General features: G+C 62.9%; 27 protein-coding genes. 11 read left to right on the top strand and 16 right to left on the bottom strand.

Features of this window, described 5'->3' with window-relative positions; genetic code table 11:
• Positions 1 to 70: 70 nt before the first annotated feature.
• The 3 genes from ACM62R_RS10670 to ACM62R_RS10660 form a co-directional block, all read right to left on the bottom strand.
• Complete coding sequence (locus ACM62R_RS10670; protein ID WP_415184037.1) at positions 71 to 1246, bottom strand: ABC transporter substrate-binding protein; 1176 nt, start codon at positions 1244 to 1246, stop codon at positions 71 to 73.
• Positions 1247 to 1380: 134 nt separating this feature from the next.
• Positions 1381 to 2283 (bottom strand): LysR family transcriptional regulator, encoded by a 903-nt coding sequence (locus ACM62R_RS10665; RefSeq protein ID WP_415184036.1) that lies wholly within the window; start codon positions 2281 to 2283, stop codon positions 1381 to 1383.
• Positions 2284 to 2330: 47 nt separating this feature from the next.
• The gene (locus ACM62R_RS10660; protein WP_415184035.1) at positions 2331 to 2507 is read right to left on the bottom strand and encodes a hypothetical protein; all 177 of its coding nucleotides are present in this window, start codon (positions 2505 to 2507) and stop codon (positions 2331 to 2333) included.
• A gap of 33 nt (positions 2508 to 2540) precedes the next feature.
• Between ACM62R_RS10660 and ACM62R_RS10655 the strand changes: the two genes are divergently transcribed.
• The 3 genes from ACM62R_RS10655 to ACM62R_RS10645 are packed head-to-tail and all read left to right on the top strand — an operon-like array spanning position 2541 to position 4275.
• Positions 2541 to 2888, top strand: a complete 348-nt coding sequence (locus ACM62R_RS10655) for a hypothetical protein (protein ID WP_415184034.1) — start codon at positions 2541 to 2543, stop codon at positions 2886 to 2888.
• Positions 2876 to 3382: a lipocalin gene (locus ACM62R_RS10650; protein ID WP_415184033.1), complete on the top strand. Its 507-nt coding sequence runs from the start codon at positions 2876 to 2878 to the stop codon at positions 3380 to 3382. Before ACM62R_RS10655 ends, ACM62R_RS10650 begins: the two co-directional genes overlap by 13 nt.
• Complete coding sequence (locus ACM62R_RS10645; RefSeq protein WP_415184032.1) at positions 3382 to 4275, top strand: EamA/RhaT family transporter; 894 nt, start codon at positions 3382 to 3384, stop codon at positions 4273 to 4275. The genes ACM62R_RS10650 and ACM62R_RS10645 overlap by 1 nt, the downstream gene beginning before the upstream one ends.
• Positions 4276 to 4294: 19 nt before the next feature.
• On the opposite strand, the gene ACM62R_RS10640 is transcribed toward ACM62R_RS10645, so the two are convergent.
• Positions 4295 to 4996, bottom strand: coding sequence for an NUDIX hydrolase (locus tag ACM62R_RS10640; protein WP_415184031.1), 702 nt, complete (start codon positions 4994 to 4996; stop codon positions 4295 to 4297).
• On the bottom strand, positions 4989 to 5396 hold the full coding sequence (locus ACM62R_RS10635) for a DUF983 domain-containing protein (protein WP_415184030.1): 408 nt from the start codon (positions 5394 to 5396) through the stop codon (positions 4989 to 4991). Before ACM62R_RS10635 ends, ACM62R_RS10640 begins: the two co-directional genes overlap by 8 nt.
• A 174-nt stretch (positions 5397 to 5570) precedes the next feature.
• Here ACM62R_RS10635 and ACM62R_RS10630 point away from each other — a divergent pair, with 174 nt between their 5' ends.
• From ACM62R_RS10630 to ACM62R_RS10615, 4 genes are all read left to right on the top strand, one after another.
• A complete protein-coding gene (locus ACM62R_RS10630; RefSeq protein WP_415184029.1) occupies positions 5571 to 6179 on the top strand; it encodes an EF-hand domain-containing protein in 609 nt (202 codons plus the stop codon).
• Positions 6180 to 6255: 76 nt separating this feature from the next.
• Complete coding sequence (locus ACM62R_RS10625; protein ID WP_415184028.1) at positions 6256 to 6840, top strand: RNA polymerase sigma factor; 585 nt, start codon at positions 6256 to 6258, stop codon at positions 6838 to 6840.
• Entirely contained in the window at positions 6833 to 7234 is a 402-nt protein-coding gene (locus tag ACM62R_RS10620; protein WP_415184027.1) for a dihydroorotate dehydrogenase, read from the top strand. Before ACM62R_RS10625 ends, ACM62R_RS10620 begins: the two co-directional genes overlap by 8 nt.
• Positions 7231 to 7746, top strand: a complete 516-nt coding sequence (locus ACM62R_RS10615; protein WP_415184026.1) for a periplasmic heavy metal sensor — start codon at positions 7231 to 7233, stop codon at positions 7744 to 7746. The genes ACM62R_RS10620 and ACM62R_RS10615 overlap by 4 nt, the downstream gene beginning before the upstream one ends.
• A 411-nt stretch (positions 7747 to 8157) precedes the next feature.
• Here ACM62R_RS10615 and ssb read toward each other — a convergent pair whose 3' ends face one another.
• Positions 8158 to 8658 (bottom strand): single-stranded DNA-binding protein, encoded by a 501-nt coding sequence (gene ssb, locus ACM62R_RS10610; protein WP_415184025.1) that lies wholly within the window; start codon positions 8656 to 8658, stop codon positions 8158 to 8160.
• A 204-nt stretch (positions 8659 to 8862) separates the two neighbouring features.
• Here ssb and ACM62R_RS10605 point away from each other — a divergent pair, with 204 nt between their 5' ends.
• Positions 8863 to 9468 (top strand): lytic transglycosylase domain-containing protein, encoded by a 606-nt coding sequence (locus ACM62R_RS10605; protein ID WP_415184024.1) that lies wholly within the window; start codon positions 8863 to 8865, stop codon positions 9466 to 9468.
• 49 nt (positions 9469 to 9517) lie between these two features.
• On the opposite strand, the gene ACM62R_RS10600 is transcribed toward ACM62R_RS10605, so the two are convergent.
• Both ACM62R_RS10600 and hemB read right to left on the bottom strand, forming a co-directional pair.
• A complete protein-coding gene (locus tag ACM62R_RS10600; protein WP_415184023.1) occupies positions 9518 to 10075 on the bottom strand; it encodes a YSC84-related protein in 558 nt (185 codons plus the stop codon).
• Between the two features lie 111 nt (positions 10076 to 10186).
• Positions 10187 to 11185 carry a porphobilinogen synthase gene (gene hemB / locus ACM62R_RS10595; protein WP_415184022.1) on the bottom strand — a complete coding sequence of 333 codons (999 nt, stop codon included), beginning with the start codon at positions 11183 to 11185 and terminating at the stop codon, positions 10187 to 10189.
• Positions 11186 to 11337: 152 nt separating this feature from the next.
• Here hemB and ACM62R_RS10590 point away from each other — a divergent pair, with 152 nt between their 5' ends.
• Both ACM62R_RS10590 and mfd read left to right on the top strand, forming a co-directional pair.
• Positions 11338 to 11874 carry a component of SufBCD complex gene (locus ACM62R_RS10590; RefSeq protein ID WP_415184021.1) on the top strand — a complete coding sequence of 179 codons (537 nt, stop codon included), beginning with the start codon at positions 11338 to 11340 and terminating at the stop codon, positions 11872 to 11874.
• Between the two features lie 124 nt (positions 11875 to 11998).
• A complete protein-coding gene (gene mfd / locus ACM62R_RS10585) occupies positions 11999 to 15463 on the top strand; it encodes a transcription-repair coupling factor (protein ID WP_415184020.1) in 3465 nt (1154 codons plus the stop codon).
• Here mfd and ACM62R_RS10580 read toward each other — a convergent pair.
• The 4 genes from ACM62R_RS10580 to ACM62R_RS10565 are packed head-to-tail and all read right to left on the bottom strand — an operon-like array spanning position 15460 to position 19430.
• Positions 15460 to 16662 carry a multidrug effflux MFS transporter gene (locus ACM62R_RS10580; protein WP_415184019.1) on the bottom strand — a complete coding sequence of 401 codons (1203 nt, stop codon included), beginning with the start codon at positions 16660 to 16662 and terminating at the stop codon, positions 15460 to 15462. The two genes, mfd and ACM62R_RS10580, sit on opposite strands and share 4 nt — an antisense overlap.
• Complete coding sequence (locus ACM62R_RS10575) at positions 16655 to 17293, bottom strand: DsbA family oxidoreductase (protein WP_415184018.1); 639 nt, start codon at positions 17291 to 17293, stop codon at positions 16655 to 16657. The genes ACM62R_RS10580 and ACM62R_RS10575 overlap by 8 nt, the downstream gene beginning before the upstream one ends.
• Positions 17290 to 17919 carry a LysE family translocator gene (locus ACM62R_RS10570; protein ID WP_415184017.1) on the bottom strand — a complete coding sequence of 210 codons (630 nt, stop codon included), beginning with the start codon at positions 17917 to 17919 and terminating at the stop codon, positions 17290 to 17292. Before ACM62R_RS10570 ends, ACM62R_RS10575 begins: the two co-directional genes overlap by 4 nt.
• On the bottom strand, positions 17916 to 19430 hold the full coding sequence (locus ACM62R_RS10565) for a class I adenylate-forming enzyme family protein (RefSeq protein WP_415184016.1): 1515 nt from the start codon (positions 19428 to 19430) through the stop codon (positions 17916 to 17918). Before ACM62R_RS10565 ends, ACM62R_RS10570 begins: the two co-directional genes overlap by 4 nt.
• A gap of 64 nt (positions 19431 to 19494) precedes the next feature.
• Between ACM62R_RS10565 and ACM62R_RS10560 the strand changes: the two genes are divergently transcribed.
• On the top strand, positions 19495 to 20148 hold the full coding sequence (locus tag ACM62R_RS10560; protein WP_415184015.1) for a helix-turn-helix domain-containing protein: 654 nt from the start codon (positions 19495 to 19497) through the stop codon (positions 20146 to 20148).
• Positions 20149 to 20202: 54 nt separating this feature from the next.
• Here ACM62R_RS10560 and ACM62R_RS10555 read toward each other — a convergent pair whose 3' ends face one another.
• From ACM62R_RS10555 to ACM62R_RS10540, 4 genes are all read right to left on the bottom strand, one after another.
• Positions 20203 to 20529: a hypothetical protein gene (locus ACM62R_RS10555; RefSeq protein WP_415184014.1), complete on the bottom strand. Its 327-nt coding sequence runs from the start codon at positions 20527 to 20529 to the stop codon at positions 20203 to 20205.
• Positions 20530 to 20620: 91 nt separating this feature from the next.
• On the bottom strand, positions 20621 to 20734 hold the full coding sequence (locus ACM62R_RS10550) for an entericidin (RefSeq protein WP_415184013.1): 114 nt from the start codon (positions 20732 to 20734) through the stop codon (positions 20621 to 20623).
• Positions 20731 to 22491, bottom strand: a complete 1761-nt coding sequence (locus ACM62R_RS10545) for an extracellular solute-binding protein (RefSeq protein ID WP_415184060.1) — start codon at positions 22489 to 22491, stop codon at positions 20731 to 20733. Before ACM62R_RS10545 ends, ACM62R_RS10550 begins: the two co-directional genes overlap by 4 nt.
• Before the next feature lie 506 nt (positions 22492 to 22997).
• Positions 22998 to 23672 (bottom strand): DUF502 domain-containing protein, encoded by a 675-nt coding sequence (locus ACM62R_RS10540; protein WP_415184012.1) that lies wholly within the window; start codon positions 23670 to 23672, stop codon positions 22998 to 23000.
• Between the last annotated feature and the right edge of the window lie 4 nt (positions 23673 to 23676).

Genomic DNA, 23676 nt, shown 5'->3' with positions numbered 1-23676 from the left:
GGTTGTTCCTTTGCCGGCCAAACCGGGCCGGTGCGGGCCGGGCAGGTGCCCAGCCCTTGTTTTGCGGGGCTTAGCGCCCGCCGATCACACCGATGTAGTCCGACACCCAGCGGTAATAAGGCACGCAATTGCCCGCCGCGCAGTTAGAGACGGGGGTGGTCCAGAACCGGATCTTGTCGAAATCCTCAAAGCCGTTGGCCTTGCACCCTTCGGCGGTCTGAATGCCGCGCCCGTCGGTGCAGGCGGCCGGCACGACCGGGTTGGCGCCAAACCAGACCGACAGATCCGATTGCAGATTCGAGCTGAGGCTGTGCTCGATCCATTTATAGGCGCAGGTCGGGTTTGCCGCATCGACATGCATCATCGTCGTATCGGACCAGCCTGTAGCGCCCTCTGACGGGATGGTGGAGGCCACCGGAAAGCCGTCGCCCTTGAGCAGGTTCACCTGGAACGGCCACGACCCCGAGGCGACGACGCCCTCATTTTTGAAGTCATCAATCTGGATGAAGCTATCATGCCAATACCGGGCAACCAGTTTGCGCTGCGCGCGCAGCAGATCAAGCGCCGCCGCATATTGCGCGTCGTTCAGCTCATAAGGCGAGGTGATGCCAAGGTCTGGCTGATGCGCCATCAGATATTGCGCGGCATCGGCAATATAGATCGGGCCGTCATAGGCCTGAACGCGGCCCACGTTCGACTTGCCGTCGGGCAGCTCCATTTCCTCAAACACGACATTCCAGGACGTGGGCGGCTCTTTGAATACGTCCGTGTTGTACATCAGCACATTGGGGCCCCATTGATAGGGCACGCCGTAATGCACGCCATCGACCACATACCACGGCGCATCTTTCAGCCGGTCATCAACGGTGTTCCACGAGGGGATCAGATCAAGGTTGATCGGCTGCACGCGTTTGCCGGCGACCAGCCGCAGGCTGGCGTCGCCCGAGGCGGTCACTAGGTCAAACCCGCCCTCATTCATCAGCGCGACCATCTCATCAGAGGTGTTGGCGGTCTTGACGTTGACCTTGCAGCCGGTGCTTTCCTCGAATTTCGTCACCCAGTCATAGGCGGGGTCGGTTTCGCCACGCTCGATATAACCGGGCCAAGCGACGATGTTGACCTGCCCTTCGGGTTCGCCAAGCGCGGTAACCTGGGCGAAGGCTGGGGTCAGGCACAGGCTTAGCGCGGTGCTGGCCAGAAGGATTGGGGCGATGTGGGCAAGGCTCCGGCTGGTGCGGGTGGTCATGGTAGTGCTCCCTGTCAAAAGGCCCGGGCATGTGCCGGGCTTGCCGATTTTTGGTTCTTGGGCAAAAGGTGGACGGGGCGCCGCATCTTCGCAATATCAAAACGCAGAAAGGAGATATCGGAAAAACCGATGGCTTAGCGGTGGGTGATCGCGTTTTGTGCCGAGCGCACGAAGTTCAGCGCGGGGGTTGCCAGCGGCGCCCCCTTGCGCCACGCCAACCCGACCTGAACCGACGGCAGATCGCCCGACACATCGCGAATGCCGATCCGGTCGCCCTCTAGCGACCAGGGCCGATAAACCAGACTGGGCAGAATGGCGACGCCCGCACCGGTGGCCACAAGACTGCGCACCGCCTCGACCGAACGGGTGCGGAATGCGATATTGGGCCGCACCTGAAGCGCCTGCATCAAGTGCGCGGTGCTTTCCTCGATTTCATCGACCATCAGCTGAATCAGCGGCTCGCCCGCCAATTGGTCCAGCGATATGGCCTCTTGTTCGGCCAGCGGATGCCCCAGCGGCAACCACAGCCGGTAGGGCGACACCAGCAGCGTTTCCACATGCAGCGCCATCCGGTCACGCACCGATGAGGTCAGCAGCACCGCCACATCCAGTTCGCCGCCGATCAGCAGGTGCTGAAGATAATCGCCGTTATCCTCGATCACGTTCAGCTCTACCTGCGGATGGGCGCGGCGAAAGCGTGACAGGATGTCAGACAGCACATAACCCGCCACCAGCGACGTCACCCCCAGCGACAGCCGCCCCCTGGCCTGTCCTGCCTCATCCCGAAACGCCATCCGCGCGGTGGATACATCAGCCAGGATCTGTCGTGCGTGGCGCAGGAACAGGCTGCCCTTATGGGTGATTTCCAAGCCCCGCGCCTGCCGTTCAAACAGCCTCACGCCAAGGTCGTCCTCCAGCGCGCGGATCGCCTCGGTTACCGATGATTGCGAAATCGACAGAACCCGCGCTGCGCCTGAAACGCTGCCCTGTTCGGCGGCGGCGGTAAAGAATTGCAACTGACGCAGGGTAAAGGCCAAGGCATGCTCCGGAGTTGGCGGCAGCATCGGGTGCGGCTTGCGGCCTGTCAACCGCTGGCGATCCTTGCGGGGCTGGGTCCGGTCACAAAGGTCGCCGCGCAGGCGGTGACGCGCCCCTTGCCGGTGGTGGGGGTGGTGGGGGTGGCCCCGGTAGGGCCGGATGGGGCGGGGGTGGTATTGCCCGATAGCACGATAAAGGCTATCGGGCGAACACATCGGGCCATGCGGTGGCATTTTGACGTGAAAAGGGGCGGTTGGTGCGGCCAAAGTTGAAACACGCAGGGTTTGCGGTACTGGCGCTGATGTTGGCGGCCTGCCAGCCCGACCCCTCGACCCCAAAGCTGGAGCCGGTCGGCGCGGCCCGCGTGGCCTTGGCGCGTAGTGCCTGTGAAAAGGGCGGCGGCGCGTTTCGGCAACTGGGCGGTGCGGGGGCCTTCATTTGCCAGCGCACCCCGAAGGATGCGGGCAAGTCCTGCACCAGTGACGCCGATTGCGAGGGCGCCTGCCTTGCCCGGTCGATGACCTGCGCGCCGGTCATACCGCTGCCGGGCTGCAATGATGTGCTGACGAATTCGGGGATGCGGGTGACAGAATGCGTGGAATAGGGGCAGCACTGGTGCTTTTGGCGGCTTTGGGGGGGTGCACGGGCGCGCCCGATAGCGGCGGGCGGCGCGATCAGGAGGTGCGGATATCGTCTGCGGCGCTTTTTGATCCGGGCCGGTTTGCCGGGCGCTGGCATGTGCTGGAAAGCCATACACCGGGCTGTGCGGGGGCGGTGCAGGACTGGCGCGCGACCGGGCCTGCGGCCTATGCCCTTACCGGGGTTGATTGCACGGGCGCGGCCCCCACGACGCTGTCGGGGCGCGCAACGGTGACCGGGCCGGGCGGGCGGATCACGCCCGACAGCGGCTTTGGGCGCGACCCGGTCTTTGTGCTGTGGGTGGATCAGGATTACCGGGTGGCCGCCCTTGGCACGCCCTCGGGGCGCTGGGGGATGATCGTGTCGCGCAGCCCGGACGGGCGCGCCGATCTGTTGCGGGCGGCGCGCGAGGTGCTGGCGTTCAACGGGTATGACCTGACCCGTCTGGCGGTGCGGTAATGGCGCTTTGGATCTGGGTCACACTGGCGGCGGCCTTGGTGCAGACGCTGCGCTTCATGTTGCAAAAACGGCTGAAGGGGGCAGGGCTTTCAACCGGAGGCGCTACGTTTTCGCGGTTTTTGTTCGGCGCGCCGATTGCGGCACTGGCTGCCACGCTGACGCTAAGCCTGACGGGTGAGACGGTGCCGCTTCCGGGTGCGCGGTTTTGGATCTTCGCGCTGGCCGGTGGTGCGGCACAGGTCGCCGCGACCTTCCTGACGGTGGCGTTGTTTTCGCTTCGCAATTTTGCGGTGGGCGTCGCCTTTACCAAAACCGAAACGGTGCAGGTCGCGCTGTTTTCGGTGGTGGTTCTGGGCGAGGCGGTCAGCGGGTTGGGTTGGCTTGCCATTCTGATCGGGCTGGCCGGGGTGCTTTTGCTGTCACGCACGCCTGCGGGCGGCGGTTTGCGCAGCAGGGCCACGGTTTACGGTGTGCTGGCGGGGGGGCTGTTTGGCATTTCGGCCATCGGCTACCGCGGCGCAACGTTAGAGTTGTTGCCCCTTGCGGCCTTTACCCGCGCGGTGGTGACGCTGGCCTGCGTGACCTTTGCGCAATCCATCGGCATGGCGCTATACCTGCGTCTGCGCGAACCCGGAGAGTTGCGCCGCGTGCTGGCGGCATGGCGGCGCACGATCTGGGTGGGGATCACGGGCGTGGCAGGATCGGCGGGGTGGTTCACCGCCTTTGCGCTGCAAAACGCGGCCTATGTGCGCGCCTTGGGCCAGGTCGAGATTGTGTTCACGCTGCTGGTGTCTGCGCTGGTCTTTCACGAACGGCTAAGCCGCCGCGAGGGGGTGGGCATTGCGCTGGTGGTGGTCAGCCTGCTGCTGATCATTTTGGGCGGCGCGCGCTGATGAGGCGCGCCAGCCCCGGCTAGGCCAGCCTGCGAAAGGTTGAATCTGCACCGGAGTTGTCAAAAAACGGCACGCTTTCGGGCGTGGCGATAGTGTCGCCGCTGATCTCCAAAAGGGCGGCAACCTCGGCCAGAACGACCTCGGTGATGAAGGGCAGGTTTAGGCGGCGGGCCGTGGTGATGGGCACCCAATGAAGATGCGAAAGCTCATCGCAGGCCAGTGAAAAGTCGTCCGGATCGCCCAGCACATCCGCCGCATCGGCCAGAAAGAAGCGCGCGTCAAAACGGCGTGGGCGACCCGGCGGCGTGATTGCGCGAAAAACGAAGGTCAGCGGGGCGGCCGAGGGCAGATTGCCGGTGGCCGCAAAGCCGGCCCAATCGGGCGGAACCGCGCCGGGCCATTGCCCCGGCACCCCCAGCATCAACCCGGTTTCTTCCCACAGTTCGCGCACGGCAGCGGCGGCAAGGGCCGTGGCCAGACCTGCCGGCGCGTCGGCGGCAATCCGTCCGGCACAGGCCGCGCCCAAGGGTGCCGCAAGGGGCACCAGCGCGTCATCGGCATCGACCGCGCCGCCCGGAAAGACATATTTCGACGGCATGAAGGCCGCAGCCGCACCGCGCATCCCCATCAGCACCGAAGGGCCATCCGGCCCGCGCCGCACCAGCAAGATGGTGGCGGCATCGCGCAGGCGGGCCTTGTCTTCGGTCTGTGGCTTAGTCATCGCGCGCGTCCGGGCCGGGGCCAAAGCCATGCATCCGGCGCGACCACTGAATCCCGACAATCATGCCTTTCAGCCGCGGCAACAACAAAAGCGATAGCGCCAACGTGCCGGTTGCAAAAATGGCGATCATGGTCATCGGTTCAGGCCGCCATGTGATAAAGGCCCAAAGGATCAGCGGTGCCATAAGGTGGCCGACAATCAGGATGGTCAGATAGGCGGGGCCGTCATCGGCGCGGTGATGCGAAAACGTCTCGCCGCAAGTGGGGCAATTGTCGTGCACCTTGAGATAACTGCGCAACAGCGCCCCCTTGCCGCAGGCGGGGCAGCGGCAGGCAAGCCCGCGCCAGACCGCATTGCCCATGGGGCGGTCGTCCTCAAGGTCGGGGCTGATATCGGTCATCGTCGTCTCCCTCATGCGCGGGGTCTTTATCCACCTAAAATACGGTGCAGGGAAGGGACCACATCACCCCCGCTCACGCATTGGTGATCGACGCCTGCGCGACGGAAACCGCGCACTGGCGCGTTTGACAGGTATCAGACAGCGGCAAAGTGCCGGTATATCAGGAGAATTTTGATGAAGATGACGTTCAAAGACACCCTTGCCGCAATCGTTCTGACGGGCACCAGCCTTGCCATCGCGGTGCCGGTTTTCGCCCAGGATGCGCCGCCACCCGCAGGGATGGAGGCTGGTCCGGGTGCCGGAATGGGTGCCGGCCCGATGTCGGATGGTCCGATGATGGGCGGGCAGCGCGGTGCGATGTTCGATTTCGCCAAATACGATACGGATGGTGACGGCAAGATCACGCAAGACGAGATCCGGGCAGTTCGCGCCGCCGAGGCTGCCGCGCTGGACGCAAACGGTGACGGCAAGATCAGCGCCGAGGAATTGGTCGCGCAGGAAATGGCAGGGGTGCAGGCGCGCGTCGAGGCGCGGGTAAAGGCACGCATTGCCGCCCAAGACGCCGATGGTGACGGGATGCTGTCTGCCGCCGAACTGGCCAGCCGACCCATGCCGATGATGATGTTTGACCGGTTTGACACCGACAACGACGGTGCCATTTCCACCGCGGAAATGGAGGCCGCGAAAGCCCGGATGCAGGACCGCATGGGCAAGAAGGGCAAGGCCAAGGGCGACCACGATCGCCGCGGGCATAACCACAAGATGCACCAGAACTGGAACTGACGCCGTTGACGGCCCGGAGGGCACCCTCTGGGCCGTGATTGCAAGATGACGGATTCCGCGCTAGGCCATTGGACGCATGGATATGCCATTTGACGCGCTTACCGACACCTCGGAAGAGGCCCTGCTGGTTCTCTATGCCAATGGAGACCCCGCAGCCGCACGCGCGCTGACCATACGTCTGACGCCAATGGCGCTAAGGGTTGCCGCGCGGATGTTGGGGGACGGCAGCGAGGCCGAGGACGTCGCGCAAGAGGCGATGCTGCGGTTGTGGCGCGTGGCCCCCGACTGGCGGCAGGGCGAGGCCAAGGTCTCGACCTGGCTTTACCGGGTGGTGTCGAACCTGGCCACCGACCGTCTGCGCAAACGGCGCGGCGTGTCTTTGGACGAGGCGGCAGAGCCCGATGACGGCAGGCCAGCGGTTGTGGATGTGATGATTGATACGGACCGCGCCAAGGCGTTGGAGGCGGCACTTGCCGCCTTGCCTGACCGCCAGCGGCAGGCGGTGGTTCTGCGCCACCTCGAAGGGTTGTCCAACCCCGAGATTGCAGATGTGATGGAGATTGGCGTCGAGGCGGTGGAAAGCCTGACGGCGCGGGGAAAACGGGCGTTGACGGCCATGCTGGCCGGGCGGCGAGAGGAATTGGGGTATGGCCATGGATAAGACGGATAAGGCCCACGATCCGCTAGAGGCGTTTTTCGGGGCGGCCCGCACGGCGGCGCCCGAACCCGGCATGGCGTTGCTGGCGCGGGTGTTGGCGGATGCCGAGGCCGAGACGCGGGCGCGCCATCCCCTTGCAGCGTTGGCGCATGCCCCCAAGCCGCGTATGGGCGGTTTTGCGGCACTACTGGCGGCGCTGGGCGGCTGGCGTGCGGTGGGCGGGTTGGCTACGGCGACGCTGGCGGGGGTCTGGATCGGATTTGCTGGCGTGGACCGGTTGGAGGATATGAGCGCAGGCTATCTGGGTGTCGGCGGGGCCGAAGTGTTGGGCACCGTCGATCTGTTGCCTGACGAAGATGTCTTTGCCTTTGCGCTGGGAACGGAGGATGGACGATGACAAAAACGGACGATACCGGTGCCGTCGCCGCGCCAAAGCCCGGCATGCGCGGCTGGGTGCGCGCGGTCTTCATCGTGTCGCTTGCGTTGAATCTGGTGGTTTTGGGGGTCGTTGCAGGCGGGGTGATTGGTCATGCCAAGCACCCGCCACGCCATAGGGTCAGCAGTATCAGCATGGGCCCCTTTACCGCCTCATTATCGCGCGAGGACCGCGAAGCCCTGCGCCGCGACGCCGAGGCCGAGGGTCAGGACTTTCGCGCCATGCAGCGTGCGGCGCGCGCCGACTATGCGCGGCTGATCGCGGCTTTGCGCGCAGATCCCTGGAACAAAGCCGAGGTGCAGGCCGTACTTGACGGGCACCGGATGCGAACGCTGGAGCGGATCGAGATCGGCGGGCGGCTGATGTTCGGGCGGATCGCCGCAATGACACCAGATGAGCGCAAGGCCTTTGCTGACCGGCTGGATCGCGGCAGGCATCAGGATCGGCCCAAACCCACAACCGGCGAGCCGTGAGGCTTTATAAAACGCTGCACACATCCGAACGGCATTGTGGCGCCTGACCAAGTGGGCGCGGTTCGGATTTTGATGCTGTCAAGCGGCGTTGACGTGATTTCACCCGAACCCATCGCCAGATCCCTGTAACAGCGGCGTCCCTGCCGGGTGTAAAATCCGCCACCGTTTGGCAAACGGCGCGGATCAATAGGGGGGCACGATCAGCCTTGCGCACCTGGCACGTCTGGTCAAACGCGCACCCCGAAAACGCGCCGCCGCCGGAGGCAGTATCCATCGTGCCCGCGACGATATGGCAACGAAAACCTTTGGGGGGTTGCGGGGCGGCGTTTGTTTTACGCAGCCTTTGCCCGCCCCCCACCACGCACACGCTGGCCGAAATGATGACGCGATCAGCCTAGGTAGCGCGCGGCGTCAGAACGGGATTTCATCGTCCATGTCCGCGCGGCCACCGCCCTGCGGGGATGGGGTGCCATAGCCGCCGCCTGAGCTTTCACCATAGCCGCCCTGCGATCCACCACCATAGCCGCCCTGAGAGCCGCCACCCGAACTGCCACTCTCGCCACGGGCGTCAAGCAGCGTCAATTCGCTGCGGAAAGGGCGCAATACGACTTCGGTGCTGTAACGGTCCGCACCGGACTGGTCTTGCCATTTGCGGGTTTCCAACTGGCCCTCCAGATAGACCTTGGAGCCTTTACGCAGGTATTGTTCAGCGATTTTGGCCAGCGGTTCCGAGAAAATTGCGACGGAATGCCATTCGGTCCGTTCCTTGCGTTCACCCGTGGCCTTGTCGCGCCAGGTTTCTGACGTGGCAATGCGCAGATTGCACACCTTGCCGCCGTTGGGGAAGGACCGAACTTCGGGGTCGCGACCCAGATTGCCGATCAGGATCACCTTGTTTACAGAACCCGCCATTAAATCCTCCACTCGAATCCGTATTGTTGGCTTGTGTTAGCCCATCAGGGCGGGGGTAAGAAAGGGTAAAAAAGGGCCTGCGGGCCCCGCCAATGCCGATGCGCAAGGTGCTGCGCGCCTAAGGCTTTCGTTTTGCGGCGAAACAGGCTAGTTTCGTTCAAAGAACTGCGCGGGTTTGAAAACCGCTCGTTTGAGGGACCGTGAATGCGTCGAGTGTTGGTGGCTGTTGTCATGGCCGGAATCAGTTTTGTGCCGATGGATGCGGGGGCCGAGGGGCTGTCGCTTTCGGGATCATCGAGCAAGTCGCGGGCCAATTTGTTTCGCAACCAGACCAAGCTGATGGACACCCGGCTGAACGCGCAATATTCAAATTCGGCGCGGCTTCAGCCAAAAGGGCTGCTCAGCGCGCCTGAAAACGCCAATCTGCCGGGCTATTCAGGGCGCTACAAGGGCGAATACTTGGCAATGGCCCGAAGCGCCGCCCGAAAACACGGCGTGCCCGAGGATCTGTTCTTGCGGCTGGTGCAGCAGGAATCAGGTTGGAACGCAAACGCGACCTCGCACAAGGGCGCGCATGGGTTGGCACAGTTGATGCCCGGAACTGCGGCACGGTTGGGGGTGGATCCGCGTGATCCGCGCCAGAACCTTGACGGTGGCGCGCGCTATCTACGGCAGATGTATGATCGGTTCGGCAGTTGGCGCCTGGCGTTGGCGGCCTATAATGCCGGGCCCGAAGCGGTGGCAAAGCACGGCGGCATCCCGCCCTACCGCGAAACGACAAACTACGTTCGCGTTATTCTGGGAAGTTGACCCGCCGCCCGTCAAAAGGCCGCCCGATCAGCACCGGGCGCCCATCGGATCAGGGCAGAATGCGCGTGTATTTCGTTCCTGCAAGCGAGGCACCGGCAATCAGCCCGGCCTGGCCAAAGACCAGTGCGATGACCGGCGCAAGGGTGGTTGTGGTGTCGGTGCCAATAGCGCCGCCACCGTCGGGCAGGGCATAGCGCGCATCTGCGCCCAGTTCCCACCCATCCGCCCTGCGGAAATCCGCCAGCGACTTTTGCGTCATGAAAAACAGCGCATGCGCGTATTGCTGCGCGCCAATCTGAAACCCGACCGAGGCCGAAGCCGCCGAATAGTAATCCACCGTCACATCGTTGATCCTGAGCGCGCCGCGGCCATAAGCGCCGCCAAAACCAAAGGTCGCCTCGGTCATCAGCGGCATGTAAAGAATGCCCACCGATTTGCTCATCAGATCCTGCGTGCCGGGATAGCGCGAAATCAGATAGTCGCGCGTGGCGTCCACCCGCGCGTCAAGCCGCGGGGCGCCGCCACCGCCGATGCCATTGCCACAAGCGGCAAGGCCAAGCCCCGCACCGCCAAAAGCCAGAAGATTGCGTCTGGAAATCTGGGTCATTACTGCTCTCCGCCTGTGATCAGGCCTTTATGCGGCCTGTTGGACACAAGTTATAGGGTAAAAATACGCAGTTGTCACTTCCACTTGTGGTGAAAGGCGACGCGGCGCCGATCAGCCTTGCAAAAGACGTGCGGCAACGGGGGCGAAATAGGTCAGCACACCGTCACAGCCGGCGCGGCGAAACGCCATCAGGCTTTCCAGCACCACCGCGTCATGGTTGACCCAGCCATTGCGCGCGGCCCCCGCGATCATCGCGTATTCGCCGGAAACCTGATAGGCATAGGTCGGCACGCCGAAGGTTTCCTTGACGCGGTGGCAGACGTCCAGATAGGGCATGCCCGGTTTTACCATCACCATATCGGCGCCTTCGGCCAGATCGCGGGCGACCAGGCGAATTGCCTCGTCAGAGTTGCCGGGGTTCATCTGATAGGTCTTTTTATCGCCCTTCAGGGCGCCCGATGCGCCCACCGCATCCCGAAAAGGCCCATAAAAGGCGCTGGCGTATTTGGCGGCATAGCTGAGAATGGTGACATCGGCATGGCCCTTGGCCTCCAGCGCGCTGCGCATGGCACCGATGCGCCCATCCATCATGTCGGACGGGCCCAGAATATCGGCCCCCGCATCGGCCTGCGCCAGCGCCATATTGGTCAGGCAGGTGACCGTTTCATCGTTCAGGATGATGCCGTCGCGCACCAGGCCGTCATGGCCGTTGATATTGTAGGGATCAAGCGCCACATCGGTCATGATTGCCACTTCGGGAACGCGGGCCTTGACGGCGCGGATCACCCGGTTGACCAGGTTCTCCGGGCTCCAGGCTGCATCGCAGGTTTCGGTTTTCAGGGCCGGATCGGTGTAGGGAAACAGACAGATCGCCGGAATGCCCAAAGTGGCGGCCTCTTCGGCGGCGCGCACCGCCCCCTCAAGCGTCAGGCGTGACACACCCGGCATCGACGGGATCTCGACATCGGCGCCGGGCACATCGGTTACGAAAATCGGCCAGATCAGATCCTTGACGGCAAGCCGATGTTCTTGCGCCAGATCGCGCAGGGCTTGGGTGCGGCGCAGACGGCGCAGGCGGGTGTGCGGGAAGGGGGGCAAGATCGGGGTCATGGCTGAACTTTCGCTGGAAACCTTGGCCGAGGGGTGCCACGGATCACGCCCTTTCTCAAGGGGGCAGGCTGTCACGTCTGACGCAAATGCAAGAGGTTTTCCTTTGCCCGAACATCCACTACGCTTGCGTCAGATTTCCAGGAGTGCCTGACGTGAACGTGACCCAGACCATTCTTGCGCTGATCGACATGCGGTCGTTTTCCAACCTGTGGTATTGGATCGCGCTGGCGGTGACCTGGTCATCAACGGCGCATTGGGTGTTGGGCGTGCCCTATGATATGGTGCTGCGCGCGCGCAGAAAGGGCGGAACGGCGGCGGATGATCTGGTGGTCATGGTGCGGCTGAATGTGATCCGTCTTCTTTACATCGGGCGCGAAAGCGGGCTGGTGCTGGCGATGATAGTGGGGTTTGTGCTGAGTTCGCTGGCGATCTTGGGCTTTTTCTATTGGGTAGAGTTCGCGCAGGCGGTCTTTTTGATCGTCTTTCCGCTGACGATTGTCGGGGCAATGAGTCTGGCAACCGCGCGGCGCCTTGAGGCGCTGCTGTTGGGCGGCGCGGCCACCGCCGAGCTTGTCGTCTTTCGTCTGACGCGGCACCGGTTCTTTGTGCAACTGTTGGGAATGATGGCGATCACGGTGACAGCGCTTTGGGGGATGTGGCAAAACCTCAACCTGTCGGTATTGCGGTAAGGGCAAGGGGCGCGTTTGCGCCCGGCTTGGCTGATTTCCGGCCCGGTCTTGCAAAGATGTTTGGATCAGAAAGAAAGCAGGGGCGGGGTTGACACCGGGCGCAGGCTCGATACCTCAGAGCGCGATGAAACAGACAAATCACATCCTGTTGTCAGGCGCCCCAGAGGGCTATGATGCGCGGCTTTTGGCGCGGGAATTGGCGCGCGGGGCACCGGTGGTGCATGTCGCGCGCGATGACCGGCGGATGGAGGCGATGCGCACCGCGCTTGCGTTTTTTGCGCCCGAAGCCGTGGTATTGACTTTTCCGGCATGGGATTGCCTGCCCTACGATCGGGTTTCCCCGAACCCGGCCATCTCGGCGACGCGGATGGCGACGCTGGCCGCACTGGCGGCGGGGGTGCGGGGGCCGTTCATTTTGCTGACCACGCTATCGGCGGCGATGCAAAAGGTGCCGGCGCGTGACGTGGTGGCGGCCTCCAGCTTTGCCGCGCGGGTGGGGGGGCAGGTGGATGAGACGGCGCTGCGCGGGTTTTTGGTGCGGATGGGCTTTTCGCCCGCCTCGACCGTGTCCGAACCGGGGGATTACGCCGTCCGGGGTGGGATCATCGATATTTTTCCGCCCGGCGAGGGCGGCCCGATCCGGCTGGATCTGTTCGGTGATGTGCTGGATGGCGCGCGCCGGTTTGACCCGGTAACGCAGCGCACCACGCAAAAGCTGACCATGGTGGAACTGGCCCCGGTGTCCGAGGTCATTCTGGACGACGCCGCGATTGCCCGCTTTCGGCAGAATTACCGGGTGGAGTTTGGCGCCGGCGGCACGGATGATCCGCTATATGAGGCCGTCAGCGCCGGCCGAAAACACGCCGGAATGGAACATTGGCTGGGCTTTTTCCACGAACGGCTTGAAGGGATATTCGACTATTTGCCCGGCGCGTCCGTGATGCTGGACGATCAGTTGGAACCGCAGCGCCTGAGCCGCTGGGAAGGCATTGCCGATCAGTATGACACCCGGTTGGAGGCGTTGCGCCGCCGTGATCGGGTGGATAGCGTCTATAAACCCGCGGCCCCCGATCTGCTTTACCTTGACGACGCAGGCTGGAATGCGGCCCTTGCGGCGCACCGGACCATCCACCTGTCGGTTTTGGCGCAGCCAACCGGGCCGGGCGCGCTGGATGCGGGCGGGCGTTTGGGACGCAACTTTGCCCCCGAACGAAAATTGGAAAATGTCAGCCTTTTCGGGGCGTTGAAGGACCACATCAAAGCCAGCTTCAAAGTGGGGCAGGTGGTGATCGCATCTTGGTCCGAGGGGGCGCGCGAACGGCTGAAGGGTCTTTTGGAGGACGAAGGGCTGACCGGTGCCCGGCTGATCCGCGATGCGCGTGACATTGGCCCCGGCAAGGGCGGGCTATGCCTTGCGGTCTGGGCGCTGGATCAGGGGTTTGAGGCTCCGGGCGGGGATGGCGCGGGTCTGGTGGTAATTTCCGAGCAGGACGTGCTGGGTGACCGGCTGATCCGCACGCCCAAGAAGAAACGCAAGGCCGAGAATTTCCTGACCGAGGCGCAAAGCCTGTCGCCCGGCGATCTGGTGGTGCATGTCGATCATGGGGTGGGGCGCTACAAGGGGCTGGAAAGCATCACCGCGCTGGGTGCGCCGCATGACTGCGTGCTGCTCGAATACGCGGGCGGTGACCGGCTGTTCTTACCGGTTGAAAATATTGAACTTCTTAGCCGCTACGGCCATGAAGAGGGCTTGCTTGACAAGCTGGGCGGCGGCGCCTGGCAGGCGAAAAAGGCCAAGCTGAAGGAACGCATCCGCCAGATTGCCGAACGGCTGATGCGGATCGCCGCCGAACGCCACCTGCGTGCCGCCCCGATGCTGGAAGCGCCGCACCATGAATGGGAGGCTTTTGCCGCCCGTTTTCCCTGGCAAGAAACCGATGATCAGCTGACCGCAATCGCAGATGTGGTGGAGGACTTGGCCTCGGGCACGCCAATGGACCGGCTGGTGGTGGGCGATGTCGGCTTTGGCAAGACCGAGGTGGCGATGCGCGCGGCCTTTGTCGCGGCGCAGTCCGGGGTGCAGGTGGCGGTGATCGCGCCTACGACATTGCTGGCGCGCCAGCATTACAAGTCATTTTGCGAACGGTTTCGCGGCACTGCAATTAGCGTCCGCCCGCTGTCGCGGTTTGTGACGGCCAAGGATGCCGCCGCGACGCGCGAAGGGCTGGCCGAAGGCACGGTCGATATCGTCATCGGCACCCATGCCGTGCTGGCCAAGGGGGTAAAATTCGCGAGGCTGGGCCTGCTGGTGATCGACGAGGAACAGCATTTCGGCGTGACCCATAAAGAACGGCTCAAGGAAATGCGATCCGAGATTCATGTGCTGACGCTGACCGCAACGCCGATTCCGCGCACGCTGCAACTGTCGCTGACGGGGGTGCGGGATCTGTCGATCATCGGCACACCGCCGGTGGACCGGTTGGCGATCCGCACCTATGTTTCGGAATTTGACGCGGTCACCATCCGCGAGGCGCTGCTGCGCGAACATTATCGCGGCGGCCAAAGCTTTTACGTTGTCCCCAGAATCACCGACATTGCCGGGATTGAGGCGTTCTTGCGCGAACATGTCCCCGAAGTCAGCTTTGTGATTGCCCACGGCCAGATGGCAGCGGGCGAGCTGGATGACCGGATGAACGCCTTTTATGACGGCAAATATGATGTGCTTTTGGCCACGACCATTGTGGAATCAGGGCTGGATATTCCCACCGCCAACACGATGATCGTGCACCGCGCCGATATGTTCGGGCTAAGCCAGCTTTACCAGATCCGGGGCCGGGTCGGCCGTGCCAAGACGCGCGCCTACTGCTACCTGACCACAAAGCCGCGAATGCCGCTCACCCCGCAGGCGACCAAGCGGTTGCGGCTTTTGGGCAGCCTTGACAGCCTTGGTGCGGGCTTTTCGCTGGCCAGTCAGGACCTTGACCTGCGCGGTGCCGGCAACCTCTTGGGCGAGGAACAATCGGGCCATATCAAAGAGGTCGGATACGAGCTTTATCAGGCGATGCTGGAAGAAACGATTGCCAAGCTGAGGTCAGGCCAGTTGACCGAAACCGAGGGCGATGGCCAATGGGCACCGCAGATCAACCTGGGGGTGCCGGTGATGATCCCCGAGGCGTTCGTGCCTGATCTGGACGTGCGCCTTGGGCTTTACCGCCGCCTTTCATCGCTGACCACGAAGGTCGAGCTGGAGGGCTTCGCCGCCGAATTGATCGACCGTTTCGGCCCCTTGCCGAAAGAGGTGAACACGCTTCTTTTGGTGGTGCGGATCAAAGCCATGTGCAAACGCGCCCAGATTGCCCGGATGGACGCCGGCCCGAAAGGCGCCACGGTGCAGTTCCACATGGACAAGTTCCCCAACCCCGCAGGCCTGGTCGAGTTTCTGGCCGCAGAACGTGGCATGGCCAAAATCTCTGGCAACAAGGTCGTGGTGCGCCGCGACTGGGCGACGGACGCGGACAAGATCAAGGGTGCCTTTGGCATCGCCCGCGATCTGGCTGAAAAGGTCATCGAGGGCCGGAAAAAGGCCTAATGCTCGACGGTGCGCCGCATCAGCACCCAGGCCAGCGCCGAACAGATCAGCGTGCCCAGCATGATGGGGATTGGCGTGCCGTCAAACATCAACCCGACCGGCGCGGCAATGGCCACCGCAAACACCGTCGACAGCGCCGAGACGACCGAGGCCGCCATACCGGCGATATGGCCCATTTTCTGCATCGCGAGCGCATTCAGATTGCCAAACGTTACCCCGGCCATGAAAAACACCGAAACCGCCCAAAGAAAAAACACCGCAAAATGGGCGCCTTCGGGCAACAGATCAAATTTCAGCAACGTCAGCGCCAGAAACGAGGCGACGATCTGCATCAGATAGGCATCCTTGGCCAGCCTGCGCATCCCCAGCCGCATCACGAAGCGCGCGTTGATCAGCGTGCCCGTGCCTGAAAGCAACGCCATCAACGCAAACCAATGCGGAAAGCTGACGCCGCGCCCATAGCTGATGTCAAAGATCTGCTGCGCCGAGGATAAAAGCGCAAACATCTGCCCAAACCCCAGCGTCAGAACCACGATATAAAGTCGCACATCACGGTCGGCCAAGACCTCGATCGCAGCGGCGCGCAGCGGCCCGGGCGATAGGGGGCGACGGTGCGTGACCGGCAGTGTTTCGGGCTGGCGCAGGTTCATCCACAATAACCCGATCAGTGAAAACGCGATGAACGCCCCAAAGATCCCACGCCATCCCGCAACCGCAATGATCAACTGCCCGATTGACGGGGCAACCGCCGGAACAAGGATGAAGATCATCATCACAAAAGACGTGACCCGCGCCATTTCGCGCCCTGCATAAAGATCGCGCACCATCGCAAGCCCGACGATTCTGGGCCCGGATGCGCCCAAGCCCTGCACGAACCGTGCAACCAGCAGCACCTCAAGGCTTTGGGCGTAGGCCGCCCAGATGGCTGCGGCGATATAGATTGCAAACCCGCCGGTGATCGTGGATTTGCGCCCCATCGCATCCGAAATTGGGCCGGTCACAAAGGTGCCCAATCCCATTCCCAGCACAAATGACGTCAGCACCAACTGCGCGCGATTCACATCTGTCGGGGTCAGTTCCGCCGCAATCTGTGGCAGCGCGGGCAACATCGCGTCGATTGAAAAGGCAACGGTCGCGAACAGCGCGGCCAGCAGGGCGGTGAACTCTGGTAGCGCCAGCGGGCGCCGCGGCTTAAACATCGGGGCGACCTGTCAATTCGTCGATCACGTTCAGCCACAGCTCGGTCGGTTGTGCGCCCGAAACGACGTGCTGGTTGGCAATGATGAAACTGGGCACCGCATTCAGGCCACGTTCGCGGGCATGCCGGTCGCGCGCCAGAACCGTATCGCGGTCCGCGTCAGAGGCCAGCAAACGGGTGACCAGTGCGCGCTCCATACCGATGTTTTCGCCCAGATCCGCCAGCACCGCAACCGCGCCAATATCGCGCCCCTCGCGCCAATAGGCGCGCATCAAGGCCGCGATCATCGCGGTTTGCCGCCCCTCTTGCCCGGCCCAATGGATCATCCGATGCGCATCAAGCGTGTTGGGAATGCGGGTGATGGCGGCCAGATCAATCGTCAGGCCCAAGGCGTCGGCGGCCTCAATAATTGGTTTGTGCAGATCGACTACCGCATTGCGGCTGCCGAACTTGGCCTCCAGATAGGTGCCGCGCTCCACCCCCTCGGCAGGCATGTCGGGGTTTAGCTGAAACGGATGCCAGGCAATCACGAACGGATGGTCGGGCCGCGCCTCCAACGCCCGATCCAGTCGCGCCTTGCCGATCAGGCACCACGGGCAGACCGGATCAGCGAATATATCAAGCGAGATCATGCGTTACCTTTCGACGACAGGGCCACCATTGCGGCAATGGCAACAAAGGCCAATCCGGTGACACGGTTGAACATGCGGCCATTGCGGCCAAGCCAAGGGGCAAAGCGACCCGCCGCCGAGGCCAGAAACTGCTCGACCAGCAATTCCACCATGCCCAGCGTCAGCGCAAGCACCGCAAACTGCGGCAAGAGCGGCGCGCCAGGGGTCAAAAACTGCGGCAGGAACGTGGTGAAAAACAGGATGGTTTTCGGGTTAGACAGCATCACCAGCGCGCCTTGGCTAAATGCCCGCTTGCGTGAAATCAGGCGGCGCGCCTCGCCGGGAAGAGGGGCAGGTGCAAAACCCGGCGCGCGCCACAGCATTACCCCCAGCCAGGCAAGATAGGCCGCGCCCAGCAACTTGATCGCGCCGAACAAAGCCTCGGACGCCAACATCAGCGCGCCAAGGCCCACCAGCGTTGCCCCCACCATCGTCATCATCGCCAGAACCGAGCCCAGCACCGTGAACCCCGCCCGCGCCCGCCCGTAGCGCGCGCCATGATCCAACGCCAAAAGCGCGTTTGGCCCCGGCGTCAGCGACAGCGCGACCGAGGCCAGCAAAAACACGAACCACAGTTCCAGCGTCATGGCGCTTCCTTCAGATCGCGCAGGGCGCGGCGGTTGATCTTGCCGTTGGCGTTTTTCGGAATCACAGCAATGTGCCGAAAGATCCGTGGCTGTTTATAGCGCGCAAGGCAACCCTTGGCGTGGGCAGCCAAGGCCTCGGGTGTGGCGGAACCCGTATAGAACGCAGCAATTACGCTGGTGTCGGCCTTCACGCGCAATTCCACCGCCGCGACTTCGCCCGCCTGTTCGTGCAGGGCCAGCGCCGCCTCGACCTCCAGCGGCGAGACGCGGTAGCCGCCTGCGTTCATCATGTCATCATCGCGGCCAAGGTAGGTGATTGCGCCATCAGGGGCCATGGAAACCATGTCGCCAGTGATGAACCACTCACCGGCAAAGCGCGCGGCGGTCTCCCGATCTGCGCGCCAATAGCCCAGAAACAACCCCGGATCGCTGCGATGAACCGCCAGCACCCCCGACGTGCCCCGCGCCACCGGCTGACCGGCAGCGTCCAACACCGCAATCCGGCGGCCCGGCTGCGGGTAACCGGCACTGCCATCTGGTGCCGGGCGGGCAGGACTACCCGAAATGAAGGTCGAACATTCCGACATCCCCAGCGCCTCATAAATCATCGTGCCGGTGGCCGTATTCCACCCCTTCCTGACCGAACCCGGCAAGGCCTCGCCCGCCGACAATCCGTGACGTAAATCCGGCAGGGTCAAGGCGCCCGGCGTCCGCAGCATCTGCCGAAAGACGCCGGGGGCGGCGGCAAAAATCGTCGCCTCATGCGCGCACAGCAGCGCGGGCAGTTGCAGCGACGTGACACCGGGGCCAGGGATCAGGGCGGTGGCGCCAACACTCCACGGGTCCATCAGCCCGGTGCCCAGCGTATAGGTCCAGTTGAAGGCCCCTGCATGAAGCAGCCGGTCGTCGGCCCGCAGCCCATACCACCCGTCGATCATCATCCGGCGCGCCCAGATCGCGCGGTGCGCATGCATCACCGCACGCGGCTGACCTGAACTGCCCGAGGTGAATACCAGATAGGCCAGCCGGTCCGGCGCGCCCAAAACGTAATTGGCGGGCGGCAACGCCTCAAAACCGCGCAAGACGGCCTCCGATAGCACCGGCGCCGGGTGATCGGGCAGCGCGATACCCTCGCCCGCAATCACCAGTGCCGGGTCAAGGCCCGCCGCCATCCGGCTGATCTCGGCTCGCGTCAACTGCGATGAGGTCGGCACCGGGATCAGCCCCGCTGCAATCGCCCCCAAAAACGCCACCGGAAACCCGGGCGTATTGCCCAGCCGCAACAAAACCCGATCACCGGGCGCCAGCCCCGCGCGCAACAGGCCGGTGGCGGTGCCACGCACGGCGGCCTCCAGCCGGTCATAGCCCCAGACCTCGGCGCCGCCATCCGGGTTCAAAACCTTCAGCGCCGCGCGCGCGCCGGCCTCGGGCGCACAGGCCAACACATGGCCGGCCAGATTGAACGGCTCGGGGCAGGGCGGTGAGGGGGCTTCGGCATGGACAGAATACATCCTTTCCTGCTACCTCTCGCCCCGGCAGCTTGCAACCCGGCAGACCCGCCCCCGGTCCGCACCGATGCGGGACCCTCGCTTGAAAGGCAGCATGATGGGCGAAACTGAAAGCGCGAAAATCATCCGCATCGCGCGCGAAAATGGCACTGAGGATTTGCCCAAACCGGTCGATCTTGCCAGCCGCGTGCGTGAATTGCGCAAGGCCCGTGGCTGGACACTTGAACACGCCGCCAATCAGGCAGGTCTGGCCCGCTCGACACTGTCAAAAATTGAGAATGGCCAGATGTCACCCACCTACGAGGCGCTCAAGAAACTGGCCGACGGGCTGGCGATCTCGATCCCGCAACTGTTCACACCGCCCTCCGGCGGGCAGGTGACGGGCCGCATGGCGCTGACCCGCGCCACCGAAGGGCAGCCGCATGTCACCTCCACCTATGAACATGAACTGCTGGCAACCGACCTCACGCGTAAACAGATGCTGCCCTACCGCGCTCGGATTCGCGCCCGCAGCTTTGATGAATTCGGCGGCTGGGTGCGTCACGATGGCGAAGAGTTCCTTTATGTCCTGACCGGCACCGCACGGCTTTATACCGAGTCCCATGAACCTGTGGATCTCAGACGCGGCGACAGCGCCTATTACGACGCCAGCATGGGGCACAACCTGATTTCGACCTCGCCCGAAGACGCCACCGTGCTTTGGGTCACCTCACTGGCCTGACCCGGCTTTTTTTTTGGTAAAAATACTCAAATAGCGACGCTCCAACCGGGCGCATCAGCCGTCTTTGGCGTCATCGCCAAACCGCGCATCATCATCAGACTCATCCTCGCCCTCGCCGACATATTTAGCCGAGAGGGTGATCGAATGGTTGTCATGGCGCGGGTCCATCACAACGTCAGAGGGCAACTCGCCGACGATCCATTCGCGGATCTCTTCGCGCGCCTCTGCAGGTTCTTGACCGTTCATTCCGGCCACATAGGCGATGAAGGCACGCTGATCGCCGTCGATCTCATCCAGATCGGCTTCATCCGCCTGAGGCCAACGGTCTATGATCGCGTCATAAAAAGCCGGCCAGTTTTCCTGGACATGGTGCCATTTCATTCGTGTTCTCCGTTTCCTTGCAATCTTGCGATGGTTGGCCCCCTATATGCGAGTTTGCCGTCAATCGGTGAAAACGCAAAGGAAAATCGGATCAGAACCAGCTTTGCACCTGACGCGCGCCACCAGAGACATCATCCCCTACACCCGCGACGGTGTTGCACCCTGCAAGGGCTACCAGACAGGCCAGAATCATCAGTTTTTTCATTTCACTGCCTCATACCACCAGACATCGGGCTGAAAGCCCGGCCAATCTCCGTATAGCGGAATCCGCCGGGGAAAGTGAAGATCCCGATCATAGGCCAGCCGCGAGACTTTGCTATACCAGATGGGAATCACATAGCGCCCCGCGGTCAACACCCGGTCGAGCGCCTGCACGGCAGCGGTGAATTCGGCTTCGCTGTCGGCGGCCAACATCGCGGCAATCATCGCCTCGGCGGCGGGGGAATTCATTCCCATCCAGTTACGGCTGCCCGGCTGTTTTACCCCCTGCGCGCCCCAGTAAAGCATCTGCTCATTTCCGGGGCTTAGCGAAAGCGCGCGGGTATACCAGGCCATGTCGAAATCATAGGTATTGGTGCGCTCCTTGTATTGGGCGTCATCCACCGTGGTCAGACGCGGCGCGATGCCCAGCCGGGTCAACGCCTCGGTATAGATGTCGACGATGGATTGCACTTCGGCTGCGCCCTGCGCCAAGACAATCTCAAAGGTGAAGGGCGCGCCTTGGGCGTTTTTCAAAACCCCGTCGTCGTCCACGGTCCAGCCCGCATCTTCCAGCAGGCGCATCGCCTTGCGGCTATTGCCGCGGTTCAATTCGGTCCCGTCTGCAATGGGTAAGACATAGCCTTCAAGCGTGCCGGGGATCAGATCGCCAGCAAAGGGCGCCAGCAATGCGGCCACCCGCCCGGTCGCCGGCCCCGGCGCCATACCCAAGGCGGAGTTGGAAAAATACGAGCTGATCCGCGGCTCGGTCCCGTCATTGAGCGTGGCGTTGATGAATTCAAAGTTGAACGCCAGTGTCAGCGCTTCGCGCACGCGCCAATCGGCAAAAACGGGTCTGCGGGTATTGAACACCAACCCGGTGATCCCGGATGGCCGGTGGTGCGGAATTTCGGCTTTCTCGACCTTGCCTGAACTGACCGCCGGAAACGTATATTCGCGCGCCCATTTGGCGCTGTTGGTTTCGCGCCATGTGTCGATCTCGCCGCCCTTGAACGCCTCAAATACCACGCCGCCATCGCCGAAATAATCATAGCGGATTTCATCAAAGTTGTACTGGCCCCGGTTAAGGGGCAGATCCTTGCCCCACCAGTCGGGATTGCGTTTCAGGCTGATGAACCTGCCCGGCTCAAACCGATCGACCACATAGGGGCCCGACCCGATCGGCACCTCCAGTGTCGAGGCGGCAAAGTCCTTGCCCCGCCACTGTGCCTTTTTCAAAATCGGGCGCATCCCCATCAGCAGCGCAAGTTCGCGGTCAGGCGCATCAAAGGTGAAGCGGACGGACCGCGGGCCGGTCTGCTCCATTTTTGCGACCTTCGCCCAGGCGGTGTGATAGCGGGCATGGCCCTTGGTGCCCAAGGTTTCATAGCTCCACATCACGTCATCAACGGTGACCGGGGTGCCGTCTGAAAAGCGGGCGTTTTCACGCAGGGTAAATTCGACGTAAGAGCGCGCCTCATCGGTATCACTGCTTTCGGCCAGCAGCCCGTAAAGCGTGAACGGCTCATCCGCACTGCGGCCCATGAGTGATTCGACTGTGTAGGCGGCGACACCAGCGGCGGCCCGCCCTGACAGGATCCAGGGGTTGAGGGAATCGAATCCGCCCGATTCGCCCAAGCGAATACGGCCGCCTTTGGGGGCGTCGGGGTTGGCGTAGGGCAGATGATCAAACCCGGCCGGCAGGGCAGGGCTGCCGTACATCGCTATACCATGTGTTGCGTCCGCATGGGCTGCGGCCCCCATCAATACAGGGCCCAAAGCGACAAGGCAGCACCGCAGGCCCCGCAAAAACACCAATTTCAGCATCGCGATAACCCCGGCTTGCCTGTTCTTTTCGGGGCGAAGCTAGCTTTGCACGGCGCGATACGCAAACTTTTCCCTTGGATTACGGCAACTAAGCGCTTATAAGATACCTACTGCTCGATAGGTTTCTTGCCTGTATGAAACCTGCCTCATGACTTAACGCCCGCCTCGTGCGGGCGTTTTTTTTTGCATGACGTTTGGGGTGTGAACGGGCAATCGCGCAACTGTCACCACATGCGGAAAGGATCTGTTCATGCCCCCCACATCGGCTGGGAGGGGACCAGATCATTGGCCGGGCGTTTCTTATGGGTGACAGAAGGGCCGCCCCGTGAGAGACCGCCGGGGGCTTCGCGCCCCCGGACCCCCGCGGAGTATTTTTGCCAAAAAAAAGCCAGAGGGGGGGGAGGGGGCGCGGTTGGGGGCTGTTGCAGCTGGACGCGCGGGTCTTAGGGCTTGGGCGGCGTGGTTGGGTCTTTTGGGTTGGGATAGACCAAGCCTGCGGAAATGATCAGTTTGGCCGCGTCTTCGACCCCCATATCCAGATAGATCAGGTCTGTTTCGGGGACGAACAGCAAAAACCCCGAGGTCGGGTTTGGTGTGGTGGGCAGGAAGACCGACATCACGTCGCCGTCGTGGGGGGTGCGCAGCAGCACCTCGCCCTTGGCTTTGGTGGAGACAAAGCCGATCGCCCAGATGCCGGGGCGCGGGTATTCGACCAGGCAGGCCTTGTCAAAGTTGGATTCGGTCTGTGCAAAAACGGTTTCAGCGATTTGTTTCAAGCCATTGTAGATCGAGCGGATGACCGGCATCCGATCGACCAGCCCTTCGCCCCAGCGCAACAGCGAGCGGCCGAAAAACCCCTTGGCCAGCCAGCCTGCAATAACCGTGAAAACCAAAAAGATGATCACCCCGAGGCCACGCAGGTTGATCCCGATATATTGTTCGGGTTGCCAGCGTTCGGGGATCAGCGGCAGCACCCAACCGTCGATCCAGCCGGTGACCGTCCAGATCAGCCACAGCGTCAGGCCAATGGGTGCCACGACGACCAGCCCGGTCAGGAACGAGGCGCGCAAGGTTGCAAAGACGCTTCGCTTGCGCGGCGCGGGATCGGGGTCGGTCATCTGG

The organism is Phaeovulum sp. (genome assembly GCF_047638075.1).
Classification (GTDB): domain Bacteria; phylum Pseudomonadota; class Alphaproteobacteria; order Rhodobacterales; family Rhodobacteraceae; genus UBA6197.
This window is presented reverse-complemented; position numbering and strand designations above follow the sequence as displayed.